20 protein-coding genes are annotated in these 17,467 nt (G+C 66.2%); 11 read left to right on the top strand and 9 right to left on the bottom strand.

The genetic code is table 11. The features are described from left to right. Nucleotides 1-185: 185 nt before the first annotated feature. The 3 genes from MHZ35_RS10070 to queE all read left to right on the top strand — a co-directional run bounded on the left by MHZ35_RS10070 (nt 186) and on the right by queE (nt 2,208). A complete protein-coding gene (locus MHZ35_RS10070) occupies nt 186-731 on the top strand; it encodes a DUF4142 domain-containing protein (RefSeq protein ID WP_125961064.1) in 546 nt (181 codons plus the stop codon). Between the two features lie 141 nt (nt 732-872). After that, on the top strand, nt 873-1,559 hold the full coding sequence (queC, locus tag MHZ35_RS10075) for a 7-cyano-7-deazaguanine synthase QueC (protein WP_125961063.1): 687 nt from the start codon (nt 873-875) through the stop codon (nt 1,557-1,559). Between the two features lie 16 nt (nt 1,560-1,575). Then, complete coding sequence (gene queE / locus MHZ35_RS10080) at nt 1,576-2,208, top strand: 7-carboxy-7-deazaguanine synthase (protein ID WP_239435480.1); 633 nt, start codon at nt 1,576-1,578, stop codon at nt 2,206-2,208. 19 nt (nt 2,209-2,227) lie between these two features. Here queE and MHZ35_RS10085 read toward each other — a convergent pair whose 3' ends face one another. The 3 genes from MHZ35_RS10085 to lipB all read right to left on the bottom strand — a co-directional run bounded on the left by MHZ35_RS10085 (nt 2,228) and on the right by lipB (nt 4,215). Beyond that, nucleotides 2,228-2,905, bottom strand: coding sequence for a hypothetical protein (locus MHZ35_RS10085; protein WP_239435481.1), 678 nt, complete (start codon nt 2,903-2,905; stop codon nt 2,228-2,230). 260 nt (nt 2,906-3,165) lie between these two features. Continuing rightward, on the bottom strand, nt 3,166-3,441 hold the full coding sequence (locus tag MHZ35_RS10090; protein WP_132882164.1) for a hypothetical protein: 276 nt from the start codon (nt 3,439-3,441) through the stop codon (nt 3,166-3,168). 66 nt (nt 3,442-3,507) lie between these two features. Continuing rightward, nucleotides 3,508-4,215 (bottom strand): lipoyl(octanoyl) transferase LipB, encoded by a 708-nt coding sequence (gene lipB, locus MHZ35_RS10095; protein WP_239435552.1) that lies wholly within the window; start codon nt 4,213-4,215, stop codon nt 3,508-3,510. Between the two features lie 72 nt (nt 4,216-4,287). Here lipB and MHZ35_RS10100 point away from each other — a divergent pair, with 72 nt between their 5' ends. After that, complete coding sequence (locus MHZ35_RS10100; RefSeq protein WP_239435482.1) at nt 4,288-5,112, top strand: hypothetical protein; 825 nt, start codon at nt 4,288-4,290, stop codon at nt 5,110-5,112. Then, nucleotides 5,109-5,837, top strand: coding sequence for a hypothetical protein (locus MHZ35_RS10105; RefSeq protein ID WP_239435483.1), 729 nt, complete (start codon nt 5,109-5,111; stop codon nt 5,835-5,837). The genes MHZ35_RS10100 and MHZ35_RS10105 overlap by 4 nt, the downstream gene beginning before the upstream one ends. Here MHZ35_RS10105 and MHZ35_RS10110 read toward each other — a convergent pair. The 3 genes from MHZ35_RS10110 to MHZ35_RS10120 are packed head-to-tail and all read right to left on the bottom strand — an operon-like array spanning nt 5,813 to nt 7,747. Continuing rightward, nucleotides 5,813-6,403, bottom strand: coding sequence for a GNAT family N-acetyltransferase (locus MHZ35_RS10110; RefSeq protein WP_239435484.1), 591 nt, complete (start codon nt 6,401-6,403; stop codon nt 5,813-5,815). The genes MHZ35_RS10105 and MHZ35_RS10110 overlap by 25 nt on opposite strands. 4 nt (nt 6,404-6,407) lie before the next feature. Continuing rightward, on the bottom strand, nt 6,408-7,250 hold the full coding sequence (hemF, locus tag MHZ35_RS10115) for an oxygen-dependent coproporphyrinogen oxidase (RefSeq protein ID WP_239435485.1): 843 nt from the start codon (nt 7,248-7,250) through the stop codon (nt 6,408-6,410). A gap of 41 nt (nt 7,251-7,291) precedes the next feature. After that, nucleotides 7,292-7,747 (bottom strand): tRNA (cytidine(34)-2'-O)-methyltransferase, encoded by a 456-nt coding sequence (locus MHZ35_RS10120; RefSeq protein ID WP_239435486.1) that lies wholly within the window; start codon nt 7,745-7,747, stop codon nt 7,292-7,294. Between the two features lie 226 nt (nt 7,748-7,973). Between MHZ35_RS10120 and petA the strand changes: the two genes are divergently transcribed. Genes petA through MHZ35_RS10140 form a run of 4 tightly spaced genes read left to right on the top strand, consistent with a single transcriptional unit; the run spans nt 7,974 to nt 11,300 of the window. Beyond that, on the top strand, nt 7,974-8,555 hold the full coding sequence (gene petA, locus MHZ35_RS10125) for a ubiquinol-cytochrome c reductase iron-sulfur subunit (protein WP_239435487.1): 582 nt from the start codon (nt 7,974-7,976) through the stop codon (nt 8,553-8,555). A gap of 13 nt (nt 8,556-8,568) precedes the next feature. Next, nucleotides 8,569-9,873, top strand: a complete 1,305-nt coding sequence (locus MHZ35_RS10130) for a cytochrome b (RefSeq protein ID WP_239435488.1) — start codon at nt 8,569-8,571, stop codon at nt 9,871-9,873. A gap of 15 nt (nt 9,874-9,888) precedes the next feature. Next, nucleotides 9,889-10,755: a cytochrome c1 gene (locus MHZ35_RS10135; RefSeq protein WP_125961051.1), complete on the top strand. Its 867-nt coding sequence runs from the start codon at nt 9,889-9,891 to the stop codon at nt 10,753-10,755. Beyond that, nucleotides 10,755-11,300, top strand: a complete 546-nt coding sequence (locus MHZ35_RS10140) for an adenine phosphoribosyltransferase (protein ID WP_239435489.1) — start codon at nt 10,755-10,757, stop codon at nt 11,298-11,300. The genes MHZ35_RS10135 and MHZ35_RS10140 overlap by 1 nt, the downstream gene beginning before the upstream one ends. Here the strand turns inward: MHZ35_RS10140 and MHZ35_RS10145 are convergent. Beyond that, on the bottom strand, nt 11,297-12,205 hold the full coding sequence (locus tag MHZ35_RS10145) for a DMT family transporter (RefSeq protein ID WP_239435490.1): 909 nt from the start codon (nt 12,203-12,205) through the stop codon (nt 11,297-11,299). The genes MHZ35_RS10140 and MHZ35_RS10145 overlap by 4 nt on opposite strands. Nucleotides 12,206-12,731: 526 nt before the next feature. On the opposite strand from MHZ35_RS10145, the gene cas5 reads away from it, so the two are divergent. Beyond that, entirely contained in the window at nt 12,732-13,277 is a 546-nt protein-coding gene (gene cas5 / locus MHZ35_RS10150) for a CRISPR-associated protein Cas5 (protein ID WP_239435491.1), read from the top strand. 9 nt (nt 13,278-13,286) lie between these two features. On the opposite strand, the gene MHZ35_RS10155 is transcribed toward cas5, so the two are convergent. Together MHZ35_RS10155 and MHZ35_RS10160 are read right to left on the bottom strand one after the other, a co-directional pair. Beyond that, the gene (locus MHZ35_RS10155) at nt 13,287-14,306 is read right to left on the bottom strand and encodes an NAD-dependent epimerase (protein WP_239435492.1); all 1,020 of its coding nucleotides are present in this window, start codon (nt 14,304-14,306) and stop codon (nt 13,287-13,289) included. Next, nucleotides 14,306-15,667, bottom strand: coding sequence for a UDP-glucose dehydrogenase family protein (locus MHZ35_RS10160; RefSeq protein WP_239435493.1), 1,362 nt, complete (start codon nt 15,665-15,667; stop codon nt 14,306-14,308). Before MHZ35_RS10160 ends, MHZ35_RS10155 begins: the two co-directional genes overlap by 1 nt. A 697-nt stretch (nt 15,668-16,364) precedes the next feature. Here MHZ35_RS10160 and MHZ35_RS10165 point away from each other — a divergent pair. Beyond that, a complete protein-coding gene (locus MHZ35_RS10165; protein WP_239435494.1) occupies nt 16,365-17,459 on the top strand; it encodes an EAL domain-containing protein in 1,095 nt (364 codons plus the stop codon). Nucleotides 17,460-17,467 lie beyond the last annotated feature (8 nt).

Raw genomic sequence — 17,467 nt, forward strand, 5'->3', positions numbered from 1 at the left:
CGCGAACGCGATCTGCTCTTCCGTGTACCTCGACTTCTTCATGTCCCAGCTCCTTGCACACAGGCTTTAAAGGGCCGGAAAACTCTCACTCAGCTTGGATGAAAAAACAGGGAGAACGTCAGTGTCGATCCGCTGGAACACTGTACCGCACCATCCGTTTCGCGCTCACCAATTGGGAGACGAACATGCGGAAGCTGCTGATCACGATGAGTGCACTTGCGCTGGGGGCGATGCCCGCAGCCGGCATCGCGCAGACGATGACCCCGGAACAGGTCGGGGCCGCGCCGATGAGCGGGACTCCGTCCGAGAACTACGCCGCCTGGGCGGCCGACAGCGACAAGTACGAGATCCAGTCCAGCCGGATCGCGCTGACGAAGTCCAAGAGCGACGCGACCAAGGCGTTCGCGCGCGAGATGATCGCGGATCATACCACCACCACCAAGGCGCTGATGGCAGCGCTCCCGAAGACGGAGCCCAAGGTCAAGCGCCCGCCGAGCGCGCTTTCGGAGCCGAATGCGGCCAAGATCGCGGCCCTGAAGGCTGCGGATGCCGACAGCTTCGACGCGCTCTACATGCAGCAGCAGGCCGAGGCGCACCGCGCGGCCTGGTCGCTGCACAAGGGCTATTCGACCGACGGGCAGGACCCGGCGCTGAAGCAGGTGGCGGACTCGGCCGTGCCGATCATCGAGAAGCACCTGGCGCACCTGCAGAGCGCACCGGGCGGCATGTAAGCCGCGCCAGAAGGTGACATGGAGGAGGGCTCGCCGGACCGGCGGGCCCTCTTTTTTTCGACCGGTCTACCCGGCGGAACAATGGGTTGCCGCGTCGCACGGTTGCGGCGCGACGCATCTGGGCCTAGCGGATGCGGCATCATGACCGATCAGCCTTTTGCCGTCGCCCTTGTCTCGGGCGGCCTCGACTCCATGGTTTCCGCCGCGCTCGCTCGCGAGGCGGGATATCGTCTCCTTGCCCTGTCGGTGGATTATAACCAGCGCCACCAGATCGAGCTTGCCGCCGCCGGCCGCGTCGCCGCGGCGCTCGGTGCCGACCGGCACGTGACCCTGTCGCTCGACCTTTCCGCGTTCGGCGGATCGGCGCTGACCGCCGACATCGCCGTCCCGAAGGACGGTGTAGCGCCTGGTATTCCCATCACCTATGTGCCGGCCCGCAACACCATCTTCCTGAGCCTGTCGCTCGGCTGGGCCGAGGCAGCGGGCGCGCGCGACCTGTTCATCGGTGTGAACGCGCTCGACTATTCGGGCTATCCGGACTGCCGTCCCGAGTTCATCGCCGGCTTCGAGCATCTGGCGGCCCTTGCGACCAAGGCCGGCGTGGAGGGCGAGGGGTTCAAGATCCACGCGCCGCTCCAGCATATGACCAAGGCCGATATCGTCCGCGAAGGCACCCGGCTGGGCCTGGACCTGGGCATCAGCTGGTCCTGCTATGACCCGCAGGGCGACCTTCACTGCGGCCTGTGCGACAGCTGCCGGCTGCGCTCGAAGGGCTTCGAGGAAGCAGGCGTGCCGGACCCGACCCGCTACGCCACCGCTGCGGCCTGAGCGGGGCGTTGATATCGTGAGCTATGCCGTCAAGGAGATGTTCCTGACGTTGCAGGGCGAGGGCGTGCACGCCGGTCGCCGGGCGGTGTTCGTGCGCTTTGCGGGGTGCAACCTGTGGAGCGGGCGCGAGGTCGACCGTGCGAGCGCCATCTGCCGCTTCTGCGACACCGACTTCGTCGGAACCGATGGCGAGGGCGGGGGCAAGTTCGCCGATGCGGCGGCACTGGTCGCGGCGGTCGAGGGCTTCTGGGGACCCGGCGCCGAGCGCCGCTTCGTCGTGCTGACGGGCGGGGAGCCCATGCTCCAGATCGACGATGCGCTGGTGGAGGCGCTGCATGCGGCCGGCTTCACCATCGCCATCGAGAGCAACGGCACGATCGCGGCGCACCCGGGGATCGACTGGGTATGTATCAGCCCAAAGGCGGGCAGCACCGTCGTGCAACGCAGCGGCGATGAACTGAAGCTCGTGTGGCCGCAGGCGGGCCTGAGCCTGGAGGAGATCGAAGGCTGGAACTTCGCCAACTTCCTGGCCCAGCCGCTCGACGATCCCCAGGCGGATGCGAACCGGCAAGCGGCGGTCGCGCTCGTGCTCGCCCGGCCGAAATGGCGCCTGTCTCTCCAGACGCACAAGCTGCTCGGGCTGCGGTAATCCGCAGCCCGGATCGGGATCAGCCGAGCAGCGGATAGGCGCCGCAGCGCTTGTCCTGCCAGATGCCCTTCTTCCAGCACTTCGGCCGGGTGAGCGGCTCCATGTTCGTGAGCGAGCGCTGATAGAAGCCGCCGGGGAACTGCTGCTCGCTCGAAGGAACGAGGCTGTTGCGGAGCTTGCGCATGTGCTGTTCCGCAAGTGCACCGAACTGGCCCTTGGGCGTGAACACCGCCTCCTGGCCGATCTCGCCCGCTGCCTGGCAGAAGTTGAGCTGGGCCGAGACGGTCGAGAAGCTCGAGTAGACACGCGTGCCGAACTGGTCGAGCGCGTTCTGCCCTTCCTTTTTGGTCTTGGCGTTGCGCTCGAAGTACTTCGCCAGGATCTCGTAGCTGCGCTTCAGCTCGTCCGCATGGGTGTCGAGCAGGTCGTTGTAGTTGTTGAGCGTCAGCAGCGTGGGCTCGAACTGGCACTGGAGCGCGGCGACGTTGAGGCCCGCGCGCAGGTTCCAGGCCAAGGCGGCGCGCAGTTCGTCACCGGTCGCGCCGGGAAGCGCCTGGACGGTGATGCCGGGCTCGGCACCCGTCACGCGCGCACCCGACAGCTCAGGCGACTTGAAGAAGAACTGCGCGGAGGCGGGGGCGGCGTAGGTTGCCGCCGCAAGGGCCGCGCCGGCGATCAGGGTTCGCACTGACTTCATGGGATCCTCTCACGCGCCGATGCGGCGCCACGAGGAGGGGTTACGGGGTTTTGGCGTGCGTCGCCAAGACCCTTTTTGCGCGTCGCCGACGATATGCAATCCGCAGCCAGCTGCTTGGGATTCAACGGAATCTTCAGGCGGCGGTTTGCTGCGCTGCGGCAGCTGAGCAGGGCGCCTCCCAGGCGGCCCCGATCGACCAAAAAACAAAGGCCGCCCGGTCGCCCGGACGGCCTTTGCTGAACAGACGCCGAAGCGTCTGATTACATCGCGTTGGTGGTCGCGGTGGTGTCGTTGCCCAGCGCGGTGTCGTTCGCGAGCATCGTGTCGTTCGCGAGCATCGCGTCGTTGCCCATGGCGCCATCAACGGCGGTCATGTTGTCGGTCATCGTGCCGTCGAGCGAGGTGTCGGTCGAGTTCAGATCGGTCACGATGGTGTTGTCCGTGGTGGTCTCGGCCGAGTCGCCGCAAGCTGCGACCATCAGCGCCGCACCGGCGACCATCGAGCTGGTAACGATCTTGGAAATGATTGCGCGCATGTAGAGCTCCCTAAACAAGTGGTTTGGCGGCTTATCTGCCGTTTAATACCCAACCGGGGATGGACATTAGTCGGTTCGCGGGCAGCCCTCAAGCGGGTTTTCGCGCGATGCGGTGAGTGACGCCAGCAACGTCGGAAATTCCAGCAAAAGTGCCGCGTCGAAGCTTTCCTGGCGAGCATCCCGCCCGAGCTGTTCGAGACTGGTTACTGGGAATTCGGGAAGGCCGCACGGCACGATCCCGCCGAAGTGGGTGAGGTCCGGAGACAGGTTGACCGAAAAGCCGTGGAAGGTGACCCAGCGCCGCACACGAACGCCGATCGCGCCGATCTTTGCCTCCTGCCCGCCATCGCGGGTCCAGATGCCGATCCGCTCGGGGACGGAAAACGCCTTCACCTCCAGCCGGGCGAGGGCGCGGATGACCCATTGCTCCACCGCATGGACGAAGCAGCGGACGTCGCGCCCGCGCTGAGCGAGGTTCAGCATCAGGTAGCCCACCCGCTGGCCGGGGCCGTGATAGGTGTAGCGGCCGCCACGGCCTGCCGGATAGACCGGGAAGCGCGGGTCGAGCAGCTCGGCCGGATCGGCGCTGGTTCCTGCGGTGTAGAGCGGCGGATGCTCAACCAGCCACACCAGTTCGCCGGCCGTACCATCCGCGATCGCGGCTGCCCGCGCCTCCATCGTGGCGAGAGCCCGCGGATAGTCGGTGAGGCCAGGCTCGATGCGCCATTCCGGCAGTATGGGTTGGGGCGATGGGGGAGTATCGGGCGTAAGCATTGGCAAGCCCCGGTAGCACAGGTACAGCCACGCGTCATGCAACCAGTGGGGAATGGGGCGCCGATGCGGGCCATGGTCGAGATGGAGCAGGTGTGGGATCGCACCGCTGCATTCCTCCGCGCACGTCGCGCCACGCTGGTCGCGTTGGCGCTGCCGGCACTGTTCGTGCCCGCCGTGATCGGCGGTCTGGCCGAAACCGCTGCTGCGCAGGATGTCGGCGCATCGGGCGGGATCTGGATGCCGGTGCGGCTCGTAGTCGGGCTGCTGATGCTATGGGCCGAACTCGCGATCCTTGCCCTGGCCGCGGGGCTCGACAGCCCGCGCGCGGCGCTTCGGCAGGCCGGGTTGCGCCTGCCGGTGGTGATCGGCTTCACCCTGCTTTTGACCGCGCTGCTGCTGCTGCTGGCGATGCCGGCGGTGGCGATCCTCGCGGCCTACGGCTTTGACTTCGTGGCCGCGGCGGCGGGCGAGAGCGTGACGCCGAGTGTCGCGGCGGCGGCATGGATCGCGCTCTATGCGCTGGTGCTGATCCCGTTGCTGCTGTGGGTCGCCGCACGGCTGAGCCTCTTGGCCCCGGTCATCCTGCAGGAGCGGCGCGGGCTGGGCGCGATCGCGCGCACCGTTGCCCTTACGCACGGCCTCGCCGCCAAGATCATCGGCATGTTCCTGCTCTACGGGATCGTCTCGACGGTGCTCACGGCTGCGACCCAGTACGCGGGCGGCACCATTCTCGCGCTGATCTTCGGCAGCGACGACGGCCTGGGCGTGGCGTCCGTGCTGACGCTGCTGCTCACCACCCTGGTGGAAACGGCGCTCGCCGTGATGCTGTGGGTGTTCACCGGCAAGCTCTACCTTGCGGCACGCGAACGACAGGACGGAACGGCGGCACATCGATGAAGCTGAATATGGCCGCCGTGGTCGGCGGCGCGTGGACCCTTTGGCGGCGGGAACGTGCGCTGCTGTTGCCGCTGGCGGGTGTGTTTCTGGTGGTGCCGACGATGGCGGCGACCATCTGGATGGTCGTGCCGGAGGTTCCGGACCCGGCGGCGCCGGCGGACGCCGCCACGTTGCTCCAGTCCATGCAGGCCTATCTCTACGCCAACTTGCACTGGCTGCTGCTGCAGACGCTCCTCGGCCTGTTCGGCACCGGCACGATCCTGGCGCTGTTCCTCGATGCGGGCCGGCCGACGGTTGCAGGCGCGATGGGCGTCGCGCTTCGACGCTTCCCCGCGCTTCTGCTGGCCCAGATCGCATGTCAGTTCGCGGTGGTGCTCGGCCTGATGGCGTTTCTGCTGCCCGGGCTCTACGCCGTGGGGCGAATCTTCCTGATCCCCGCCGCGATTGTTGCCGAGCCGCGGCGCAATGCGCTCGATGCCATGGCGCGCGGGCTCCAGCTTACCGCCGGCAACGGCTTCGCCCTGCTCGGGCTCCAGGCGGTCTTCTACTTCGCCGCGCAGATGGTGGTGGCGCTTGGCAGCGCGTTCACGTCCGCAGGGCAGGGGAACGACGTCGCGGTGGCCCTGGGTGCGCTCGTCGCCGGCATCGCGAACGGCGGGATGACGCTCGCCTATGCCCTGTTGCGCGTCTCCGCCTATGCTCAGGCGAGCGGCAGCCGCGGATAGTGCGACGCCGCGTCGGGCGACAGGATGCCCGATGCGCGCGGATCGGCGAAGGTCTCCACGGTTCGCTTGAACGGCACGAACCCGCTCTTGCGATAGAAGCCCAGCGCGCGCGGGTGGTCGAGCGTGCAGGTGTGGACCCACAGCCGCTCGACGTCCTTGCGCCAGGCGAGGGTCAGCGCCTGGGCCATCAGCCACCCGCCAAGGCCGCGGCCGACCAGTTCCGGGACCAGCGCGAAATAGGACAGCTCGCACTCGCCTGCGCGACGGTGGTCGAGTTCCAGCATCCCGACCTCGATGCCGCGCGGATCGACCGCGGCGTACACCGAGATGCTGGGATCGTGGACAATCGCGCGCAAGCGGTCGTCGTCCATCACCAGCCGCGAGAACCACAGCCACGGCTCCCCGACCCGGCGGAACAGCGCCCGGTATTTGGCAAGGTCCGGTTCGCGCCAGTGGACGAGCCGAAGGGGCGCGTCGGGAAGCGGGCGTAGCGGCGGCCGCGCCCGCATCTCGAGCGAGGTGACGATCGTGGCGACCTCGTCGGGACGGACGGGGATCAGCCCCACGGGATCAGCTCCAGCTCGCCATCGGCGGCAGGCTCATCAGGATCGCGTCGATGTTGCCGCCGGTCTTCAGGCCAAACAGGGTGCCGCGGTCATAGACCAGGTTGAATTCGGCGTAGCGGCCCCGCCATTCGAGCTGCCGGACGCGATCGGCCTCGGTGAAATCCTGGTTCATCCGGCGGCGCACCAGTGCCGGGTAGATCGCGAGGAACGCCTCGCCCACGTCGCGGGTAAAGGCGAAGTTCGCATCGAAGTCACCTTCCAGATGGTCGTAGAAGATGCCGCCCACGCCGCGGTGCACGTTGCGGTGAGGGATGAAGAAATAGTCGTCCGCCCACTTCTTGAACCGCGGATAGTGATCGGGATCGTGCCGGTCGCACGCGGCTGCCAGCGCCTGGTGGAAGTCGGTGGTGTCCTCGTCATAGGGGATCGGCGGGTTGAGGTCCGCCCCGCCCCCGAACCAGCGCTTGGTGGTCACCAGGAAGCGCGTGTTCATGTGCACGGCGGGCACGTGTGGGTTCGCCATGTGCGCGACGAGGCTGATGCCCGTGGCGAAAAAGGCGGGGTTCTCAGCCGCGCCATGGATGGACTGGGCGAAGCCGCCCTCCAGCGTGCCGGCAACCGTGGACACGTTGACGCCCACCTTCTCGAACACGCGCCCCTTCATCAGCCCGCGCACGCCACCACCGCCATGGCCGCCCGCCGAATCGACCCGGTCCCACGGGCTGTAGTCGAAGCATGCGTCCGACCCGGCTTCGCGCTCGATCGCTTCGAATTCGGCGCAGATCCGGTCGCGCAGGTGCTCGAACCAGGTACGCGCGGCAAGCTGTTGAGAATCGAGAGGTTCCATCGCGACGGCTTAGCTTCGTCCCCCGCGCGAAGTCGAGAGCCTCAGCCGAAAGCCGGCCAGCCGCCAGTCTGGCGCAGCGCCTCGCCCACCACCATGGCGCCCGCGACGGCGACGTTCAGCGAGCGCATCTCGGGACGCATCGGAATGGCGACCGCGAGATCGGCGGCCGCGTGCACCGCCTCCGGCACGCCGGAGCCTTCGGAACCCAGCAGCAGCGTGTCGCTTGCGTCGAATCGCGCACTCGGCAGCGGCACCGCGCCGCGGGTGGTGAGCAGCACGAGGCGGCCGGGCAGCTGCGCGCGGAATGCTTCCCAATCGACGTGGCGCACCACCGACGCCTGCGCCGCATAGTCCATGCCGGCGCGTGCCAGCGCACGGTCGCTCCACGGGAATCCCATCGGCTCGATCAGGTCGATGCCCACGCCAAGGCAGGCACCCAGCCGGAGGATGGTGCCGACGTTTCCGGCGATGTCGGGCTGAAACATTGCGATCCGCACCGCACGGCTTTGCCCTGCCTCAAACTCTTGCGCAACGATGCGGTGTAAAGGCGGCGCGCAGGCAGTAGCGCGGGGGCGGTTGGCAAAGTGACGCCCCCACGTCTATCACGTTGCGGAGGCGCCGGAGATCAAGGCTACTTGACGCAGCCGAATAGATGGCAAGGCTGCCTGTAATTCTCTGAGGCGCGTTCGCGCCGAATGGTTTGGGTGCAGGGGCAAATAGCGCATGGCGACAATAGACGAGGTTCCCCCCGGCGGAGCGACCGGCTCGCATGAAGATGTGATCGAGAATCCCCGCCGACGCGATTATCTATCCATTGGCGCGGTGGCATTTGCAGGGGTGGGCGTGGGGGTGATCGCCCTTCCGCTCATCAACCAGATGAGCCCCTCGGCGGACGTGCTGGCGCTTTCGACCACGGAACTCGACCTGTCGGCGATTGAGCCCGGCCAGGCGATCAAGGCCTCGTTCCGCAAGCAGCCGCTGTTCGTGCGCAACCTCACCCCGCAGGAGATCGAGGCCGCCAACAAGGTGCCGCTGTCGGACCTGCGCGATCCCCAGTCGCTCGCCGAACGGACGAAGGAGGGCAAGGCCAACTGGCTCGTGACGCTAGGCGTGTGCACCCACCTGGGCTGCGTTCCGCTGGGCGCGGGCGAGGGCGAGAACAAGGGGCCGTTCGGCGGCTATTTCTGCCCGTGCCATGGCTCCGCCTATGACACGGCCGGGCGAATCCGGCAGGGGCCTGCACCGCTGAACCTGGCGGTCCCCGACTATTCGTTCACGTCCGACACCACGATCCTGGTCGGCTGAGGAGAGACACGCGATGAGCTTTCCCTGGGCCCAGCACTATGCGCCGAAGCACCCGCTGATGCAGTGGGTGGACAGCCGCCTGCCGCTGCCGCGCTTCGTCTACAACGCGATCGGCGGCGGCTATCCCGTCCCGCGCAACCTCAATTACTTCTGGAACTTCGGCATTCTCGCGGGTGCCGCGCTGATGATCCAGATCGTCACCGGCGTCGTGCTGGCGATGCATTATGCCGCCAACGGCGCGGTCGCGTTCGACTCGGTCGAATCGATCATGCGCGACGTGAACGCCGGCTGGTTCCTGCGCTATGCGCACGCCAACGGCGCCTCGATGTTCCTGGCGGTGGTCTACATCCACATCTTCCGCGGGCTCTATTACGGTTCGTACAAGGCGCCGCGCGAGATGGTGTGGCTGCTGGGCGTCGTCATCTTCCTCTTGATGATGGCCACCGCCTTCATGGGCTATGTGCTCCCCTGGGGGCAGATGAGCTTCTGGGGCGCGCAGGTGATCACCGGCTTCTTCTCGGCGATTCCGGGCGTGGGTGAGACCATCCGCATCTGGCTGCTGGGCGGCTATGCGCCGGACAATGCCGCGCTCAATCGTTTCTTCTCGCTCCATTATCTGCTGCCGTTCGTGATCCTGGGGGTCATCATCCTCCACATCTGGGCGCTGCATATCCCCGGCTCGGGCAACCCGACCGGCGTGGAGGTGAAGGCCGAGCAGGATACGGTGCCGTTCCATCCCTATTATACCGCCAAGGACGGCTTCGGCCTGGGCGTGTTCCTGATCATCTTTGCAGCGCTGCTGTTCTTCGCGCCCAATTACCTGGGACACGCGGACAACTACATCCCGGCAAACCCGCTCTCGACGCCTGCGCACATCGTGCCGGAATGGTATTTCTGGCCCTTCTACGCGATCCTGCGCGCGTTCACCGTGGACTTCATCATCCCGGCGAAGCTGTGGGGCGTGCTGGCGATGTTCGGCTCGATCCTGCTGCTGTTCTTCCTGCCGTGGCTCGATCGCTCGCCGGTCCGTTCGGCGAACTTCCGCCCGGTGTATCGCACGCTGTTCTGGGTGCTGGTGCTCGACGTGCTGGTGCTGGGCTTCTGCGGCGGTGCGCCGGCGGAACCGGCCTACATCATCGCGAGCCAGATCGCGGCGGCCTATTACTTCCTCCACTTCCTGGTGCTGGTGCCGATCGTCTCCGCCCTGGAGCGTCCGCGCCCGCTGCCGAACTCGATCACCGAGGCGGTGCTGGAAGGAAAGAGCGGCTCTCGCATGCGCGAAACTGCAGTGACCGGCGCGCCGGCCGCGGCCGAATAAGGGGCATCGACTTTCATGATCTCTTCCCTTTTCCGGTTGGCGTTGCGCAACCTGAACATCCTGATCGGTCTCGCGTTCGCGGGCGTGCTGATGCTCGCGCTCATCACGACCGTCTACGGCCTGGTCACCGAGCCTGCCGCACCGACCGCGGAGCATGAGTTCCACCGGGAGCACAAGCCGCTCAAGCTGGCGTCGGACGGGCCGTTCGGCCGCTTCGACCGCCAGCAGCTCCAGCGCGGCTTCCAGGTCTACAAGGAAGTCTGCGCCGCCTGCCACTCGCTCCGCCTGGTCGCGTTCCGCAACCTGGAGGACCTCGGCTACAACGAGGCCGAGGTGAAGGCGATCGCCACCCAGTGGGCGATCCAGCAGCCGAGCATCAACCCGGAAACCGGCGAGACGGCAACGCGGGCCAACATCCCGTCCGACCGCTTCCCGCTGGCCTTTGCGAACGACGTCGCCGCGCGGGCTGCGAACAACAACGCGATCCCGCCCGATCTTTCGCTGATCACCAAGGCGCGCGAGGGCGGGGCGGCGTACATCTATTCGCTGCTGACCGGCTATCAGAACCAGCCCGCGGAACTGGTGCACGAGTTCCCGGGTGCGAAGACGCCGGAAGGGTTGCACTACAACCCCTACTTCCCGAACCTCAACATCGCGATGCCGCCGCCGATCACCAGCAACGACCAGGTGACCTACCAGGACGGCACGCGCGCGACGATCGATCAGATGGCAAAGGACGTCTCGGCGTTCCTCGTCTGGACCGCGGAGCCGAACCTGGAGACGCGACACCAGGCGGGATTGGCGACGATCCTCTTCCTGCTGATCTTCACGCTGCTGACCTTCGGGGCCTATCGCAACATCTGGCGGGGCGTGAAGCATTGATGACGACTGAGAGCGCCGCCGAAGCGATCCGGCGGCGCATCCGGACGATCCCGGACTTCCCGAAGCCCGGCATCCAGTTCCGCGACATCACGACCCTGCTGCTCGATGCCGAGGGATTGCGCCTTGCCGTCGAGCAGATGGTCACCTCGGTCGAAGGGCCGATCGACCTGGTGGCGGGCATCGAGGCGCGCGGCTTCGTCTTCGCGCCCGCCGTCGCACTCGCGCTGGGCGCGGGCGTGCTGCTGGTGCGCAAGGACGGCAAGCTGCCCGGCGCGACCATCGCCGAGGACTATGCCCTCGAATATGGCACCGACCGCATCACCATCCATGCCGATGCCTGCGCGCCCGGTGCCCGGGTGCTGCTGGTGGACGACCTGATCGCAACGGGTGGCACTGCACGCGCGGCGGTGCGGCTGCTGCGCAAGGCGGGCGCCACCGTCACCCAGGCAGCCTTCGTGATCGACTTGCCGGACTTGGGCGGCGCCGACGCGCTGCGGGGGGAAGGCATCACCGTTCGCAGCCTGGTGGCGTACGAAGGAGACTAGGCGTCCTCGACCGCGCTGGCGGCGGCGACCTTCTGCCGCCCCAGCCGGTGCTCCCGCCAGACGATGAACAGGCCGCTCGCGACGATCACGGGTGCGCCGATCCAGGTTGCCGACCCGGGGAGCAGGCCGAACAAGAGCCAGCCGTAGAGCGTCGCCCAGACTAGGCCCGAATAGTCCATCGGTACGACGACGGCGACCGGCGCGTGGCGCAGTGCGGCGGTGAGGGCGATCTGGCCCATGCCGCCGACCAGCCCGATCGACACCAGGATAGCCCAAGTCGCGGCATCATGCGGCTTCAGGTTGAACGCGTAGAGCAGCGCAAGCGGCGGAAGCGACAGCAGCGAGAACCAGAACACCGTGGTTCCGCTGTTCTCCGTCCGCCCGAGTTGGCGCAGCAGGATGGCGACGATCGCCACGAACAGCGCGGCGAGAAGCCCGACGACCGCGCCGAACGGCGTGACAGGATGCCCTGCACCGGGCTGGGCGACGATCAGCACGCCCGCAAAGCCCACCAGCACCGCGCTCCACCGCTGCCAGCCGGTGGGCTCGCGCAGGATCAGCGCGCCGAGGATGGTGGCAAAGATCGGCACGGTGAACTGAAAGGTGGTCGCCTCCGCCAGCGGCAGCAGCAACACCGAGCCGAAGGTGAACACCATGCCGAGGAGCCCGACTGCCGAGCGGCCTAGATGGGCGCCGAAGCGCCGGGTCCGAAGCGTGGCGAGACCCGGTCCCATCGCCACGAAGGGGACGACCACGGGCAGTGCGCAGAACTGGCGCCAGAACATGGTTTCGAACAGCGTCGCGCCCCGCGTCTCGGCGAGCTTCACCAGCGCCGACATAGTCGAGAGGAAGAAGATCGCGAGCAGCCGCAGGCCCACGCCCTTGAGGATGGTATCGCCCGGCATGCCGCGGCTGTAGGTGGCGGAGGGACGGGGCACAACCGCGGCGGGTGAGCGGCCCGACGGTTCGCCTCTTGTGAGGCTGCGTTTAGTGTGCCGCTCCAGGAACTGGCGAGCGGGGTCGGCGGGCTCGCGGGGGCGCGAGTCCCAAGCGCTGAGGTGACCGGGCGACCCGGCGTCCGCGGCTTGTGCATTCAAGCTGAAGCTTCAGGCTCGGCATGAGCGACAGGGAAATCTCGAGCTTCGCTTTCCAAGACATTGCTTCCCCCCCAAATCTTCAAGGTTACGCATCCATCTCGGAGGAGTGATTTGCACGGCTCATCCGGTACGGAGATAGTGCAGGGTGGAGGCGCGCGTTGCACCTCAAAGAGTGTCCATACTGGAACGAGTACGCTCAAGATCCCAGCGGCATGTGAAAACTCCCGCTGATGTGGAGGTAGATCAAATCGCTGATAGTGGCGCGCCCGTGCACAAAGCGCGAACGATTGACTCACGATAGCTGTTGGGGCGCAGAGCGCAGTTCAGGTTGCTGGTGTCCGGTGCGCTCGCCTGCTTCCCGCGGCCGGAATTCAGCGATGCCCTTGTCAGCTACGACATGATCACGCCCATTGCAGCGCTGGGGCTCATCGAGAGGATTCACTGGAAGCCGGCCATCCGCTGGCGCATCCGGGCGATCCATCTGCTCGCGCCCGTTCGCGCGGTCGACCTGGTGGGACCAAGGGGCGTCATGCGGGCGCTGGAGGCACCGCGTTGGGCCTTGGACTTTGGCTTCGACCTGACCCTGCGCGCCGGACCGCGGGACAGCATCGACGCGCATGAGTCGATGTTTCTTCGCAAAGCCCGTCGTCTGGATCCCGAAAGCGGCTATCTCGGGCTGCTCGAGCTTCCGGCGACCCTGAAGCTCGCTTCCGTCGATACCTCGCTGGACAGCGCCTTCGATGGCCCGGCGCAACTGGATCTGGGTTGGCTGCCGTTCGAGCGGGTCCCGAAGGATCCCCGCCGCTTTCGTTACTTCCGGGCGCGGGCCGTCGACGGGGTAGTGACGCTTCCGCAGGAAGGCGAGGGCGTGTTCAGTTGATGCCGGGGCCTATGCCGCCACCTCTGCCCGCCACTCCCGGTACCACTCGACGAACCTCGCCACGCCGGTTTCGATCGGCGTGTCGGGCGTGTAGCCGGTGAGCGCCTGCAACAGAGTCGGATCTGCATAGGTGCGCGGCACGTCGCCGGCCTGCATGTCCATCATGTTGAGCTTGGCACTGCGGCCGGTCGCATGCTCGACGGTCCGGATGAAGTCCATCAGCGGGGTAGGCTGGCCGCCGCCGATGTTAACCACCCGGAACGGCGCCTCGTGGGAGAGCGTGTCGATCGCTGCCTCGCCGATGACGCGATTCTCTTCTGCGGGAGGGATGTCCGCGAGCCGCACCACCGCCTCGATCAGATCGTCGACATAGGTGAAGTCCCGCGCCATCTGGCCGTGGCCGTATACATCGATCGGTCGGTTGTTCAGGATCGCGTCCGTGAACTTGAACAGCGCCATGTCGGGCCGGCCCCACGGGCCATAGACCGTGAAGAAGCGGAACATGGTGCTCGGCACGCCGAACAGATGGGCATAGCTGTGCGCCATCGCCTCCATGCCCTTCTTGGTCGCGGCGTAGAGGCTCAGCGGTTCGTCCGCGCGATGGGATTCGCTGAACGGCACCGTCGGATTCGCGCCATAGATCGACGAGGTCGACGCCATCAGCAGATGCTGTGGTTGGAGCGCGCGCGCGAGTTCCAGCACATTCCAGGAGCCGGTCAGATTGCTCTCGACATAGGTGCCGGGCGCCTCGATCGAATAGCGCACGCCCGCCTGGGCAGCGAGGTGAATGATCACCTCCGGCTCCGCGATCTCGGCGGCCTGGTAGAGCGCGGACCGGTCCTCCAGCATCCCCTCGACCATGCGGAACCGGTTCGACCGGGCGAGCACGGCGTTGCGGGCCTGCTTCAGGCGCACGTCATAATACCGCGTCATCCCGTCGAAGCCGGTGACGTCGTGCCCGTCGGCCAGCAGGCGGCGCGCCAGATGGAACCCGATGAACCCGGCGGTGCCGGTGATCAGGTACCGCATCAGTCGACGGTCGCTTCCGCGGGGGCCGCCTCGCTGGTGGCCGCAGGCTTCCCATGTCCCGGGCGGCCCACACCGCAGTAGGTGAAGCCGGCCGCCTCGATCGCTTCGGGGCGGTAGATGTTGCGCAGGTCGACCAGCACCGGCTGCGCCATGATGCGGCCCAATCGCTTGAGGTCGAGTGCGCGGAAAGCGTCCCATTCGGTGACGATCACGACCGCGCAGGCACCCTCTGCGGCGGCGTAGGCCGAATCGGTGTAGACGATGTCCGGCATCAGCGTGCGGGCGGCCTCCATCCCCTCCGGATCATAGGCGCGCACGGTGGCGCCGGCATCCTCGAGCACCTGGACGATCGCAAGCGCGGGCGAATCGCGCATGTCGTCGGTGTTGGGCTTGAAGGTGAGGCCGAGCAGCGCGATCGACTTGCCGCGAACGTCTCCGCCCAGTGCGGCGATGACCTTGCGCGCCATCGCGCGCTTGCGCGTGTCGTTCACGGCGACCGTAGTCTCGATGAGCCGAATCGGTGCTTCGTAATCCTGCGCCGTCTTCACCAGCGCCAGCGTGTCCTTGGGGAAGCAGGAGCCGCCATAGCCTGGGCCTGCGTGCAGGAATTTGGAGCCGATCCGGTTGTCGAGGCCGATGCCGCGCGACACGTCCTTCACGTCCGCACCGACCTTTTCGCACAGGTCGGCGATCTCGTTGATGAAGGTGATCTTCATCGCGAGGAAGGCATTGGCGGCGTACTTGATCAGCTCGCTGGTGCGCCGGCCGGTGAACAGCACCGGCGAACGGTTGAGGAACAGGGGTCGGTAGACCTCTTCCATCGGCGCGCGCGCACGCTCGTCCTCGATACCGACGACGATGCGGTCCGGCCGCTTGAAGTCCTCGATCGCCGCGCCCTCGCGTAGGAACTCGGGGTTGGAGGCGACCGCGAACTCGGCGTCCGGGTTCACCTCGGCGATGATGCGCTCGACCTCGTCGCCCGTGCCGACGGGCACCGTCGACTTAGTGACGACGACGGTGAAGCCCTTGAGAGCCGCGCCGATCTCCCGCGCGGCGGCATAGACATAGGAGAGGTCGGCGTGGCCATCGCCGCGACGGGAAGGGGTGCCGACGCCGATGAACACCACGTCGGCCTCCGCCACTGGCGCCGCCAGTTCGGTGGTGAAGGAGAGGCGACCGGCCGCGACATTGCGCGCAACGAGCTGGTCGAGGCCCGGCTCGTAAATGGGAATGCCGCCCGCGCGCAGCTTGGCGATCTTCCCCTCGTCCTTGTCGACGCAGACCACGTCATGACCGAAATCGGCGAAGCAGGCCCCGGATACCAGCCCGACATATCCCGATCCGATCATGACAATGCGCATTGCGTGCTCTTCCTTACTGCCGGGTAGCCGCCGATCTGGCGGAGCCGAGGCGTATCACGGTCCTGGCACATATGGGCGAACGCAGCGGCAGGGAAGGGAGGAATACCTCGGATGTAGCGCTACGATGCGCGTGTCAGGGTTCTGCTGTCTCGCGCTCGATCGCAAAATGAAAAAAGGCCGCCCGGAGAACCGAGCGGCCTTTTTTGATCAGCGGCCGCAAGCGGCGCTTGCGGTCAGAACGGTTGAATGTCGCTGCCGTAGCTCTTGCGGAAGAATGCGAAGATTTCGAACAACATAACGGTCTCCTCGGCTTGTGCGAGGCCTAGTTAACAAGCCTTTAACCCTAATGCAAGCTTAACCTTTAGGTGGGCGAGTCATTAACCGGACCTTCAGGCCTCCGTGCGATCGGTGAAGAGCCATGATGCCGTCGTTCACACTGACTAAGCGTAAGCAGGGGATTGGCTTGTCCTTGGAAGAAGGCGCGGCATGTGGGCCCGAAAACGGTGGCCATGAGCCGCTACGGCGAGTCGATCAGAGGGAGGGGAAGCTCATCCACCCGCCACGGGTCTTACTTCTGGTGGAGGTTGCAAACTTCAGTGCGTTGCGCCGTCACCTCGGCGTCGGTCGGGCCGAGACGGTTGCAGATGCGGTGGCCGAGCGGTGCAGGGTCACGCTTCCGACCGCCCGATGCCGTTCTATGTCCGACAGGGTTGTTGCGGTTGAATTCGATACGGATGGGGTAGGCGGCGCCGAGACTGCAGCGGTTAGGTTGCAGGAGAGCTTCGCCCAACCGTTCAACTTCGAAGGAAGCCGACATTTAATTCACCCCTGCATTGGCGGAGCAGCCGGACGCGCTCGCGACCGCGAGGACGTCCGCCTCGTCGAGGGCGCGGAAAAGGCGCTTGTCGATGCTCGGGAGCAGGGGGGCATCGTGTTGCGGGATGTCGCGCAGCACGAACCAGAAATCGATCCGCTTGAGTTGATCCATGATCTGCCGCGGGCAATCGAGGCAGGGGAGATTTTTCTCCAGTACCAGCCAAAGGTCCATGTCCGTCGTCAGCAGGTCGCAAGCGCCGAGGCTTTGGTGCGCTGGCAGCATCCCAGTCGCGGGCTGGTGCTCCCCGGCGCGTTCATTCAAGCCGCCGAACAAAGCCGAGTGATCGCTGAGTTGACCCTCTGGACCCTGGATCGTGTTCTCAAGGATCAGCGCGACTTGGCGCAGTCCGGCTACGACATTCCCATCTTCGTGAATATCTCGGGCGTGCTGCTCACCGACAGCGCCTTCGTCGAGCAAGCTTGCAGCGTTCTAGGGAAAAGCGGAGCAAAGATCGGCTTCGAAATCACCGAGACGGCGGTGATCCGAGATCCGCAAAGTGCGATCCGTCACCTGCAGCGCTTCGCGGAGATTGGGGTTGCAATTGCGATCGACGACTATGGTGCGGGCCTCTCTTCCTTGGCGTATCTGAAGCAACTGCCAGCCAGAGAGCTCAAGATCGACAAGCTGTTCGTCACCCAACTGACGAGCAGCAACCGTGATCCCCTGATCGTTCGCTCCACCATCGATCTCGCACACGCGCTCGACATGGAGGTCACTGCGGAGGGTGTGGAAACCCCGGCCGCGATGGCGTTGTTGAGTGTGATGGGGTGCGACATGATTCAAGGTTACCTGATCAGCCGTCCGGTCGAGATCGGGACATTCCGTCGCTTCCTTGAAGAGGCGGCCCATCTAAAGGCGCTCGATAGTCAACGCTTTTCTTTCCTGCGCTCAGATCGCCTCTGGAAGAGCGCTTGACGTGGCGC

Origin of the sequence: Sphingomonas sp. ACRSK (assembly GCF_022346685.1) — a bacterium.
Classification (GTDB): Bacteria; Pseudomonadota; Alphaproteobacteria; order Sphingomonadales; family Sphingomonadaceae; genus Sphingomonas; species Sphingomonas molluscorum.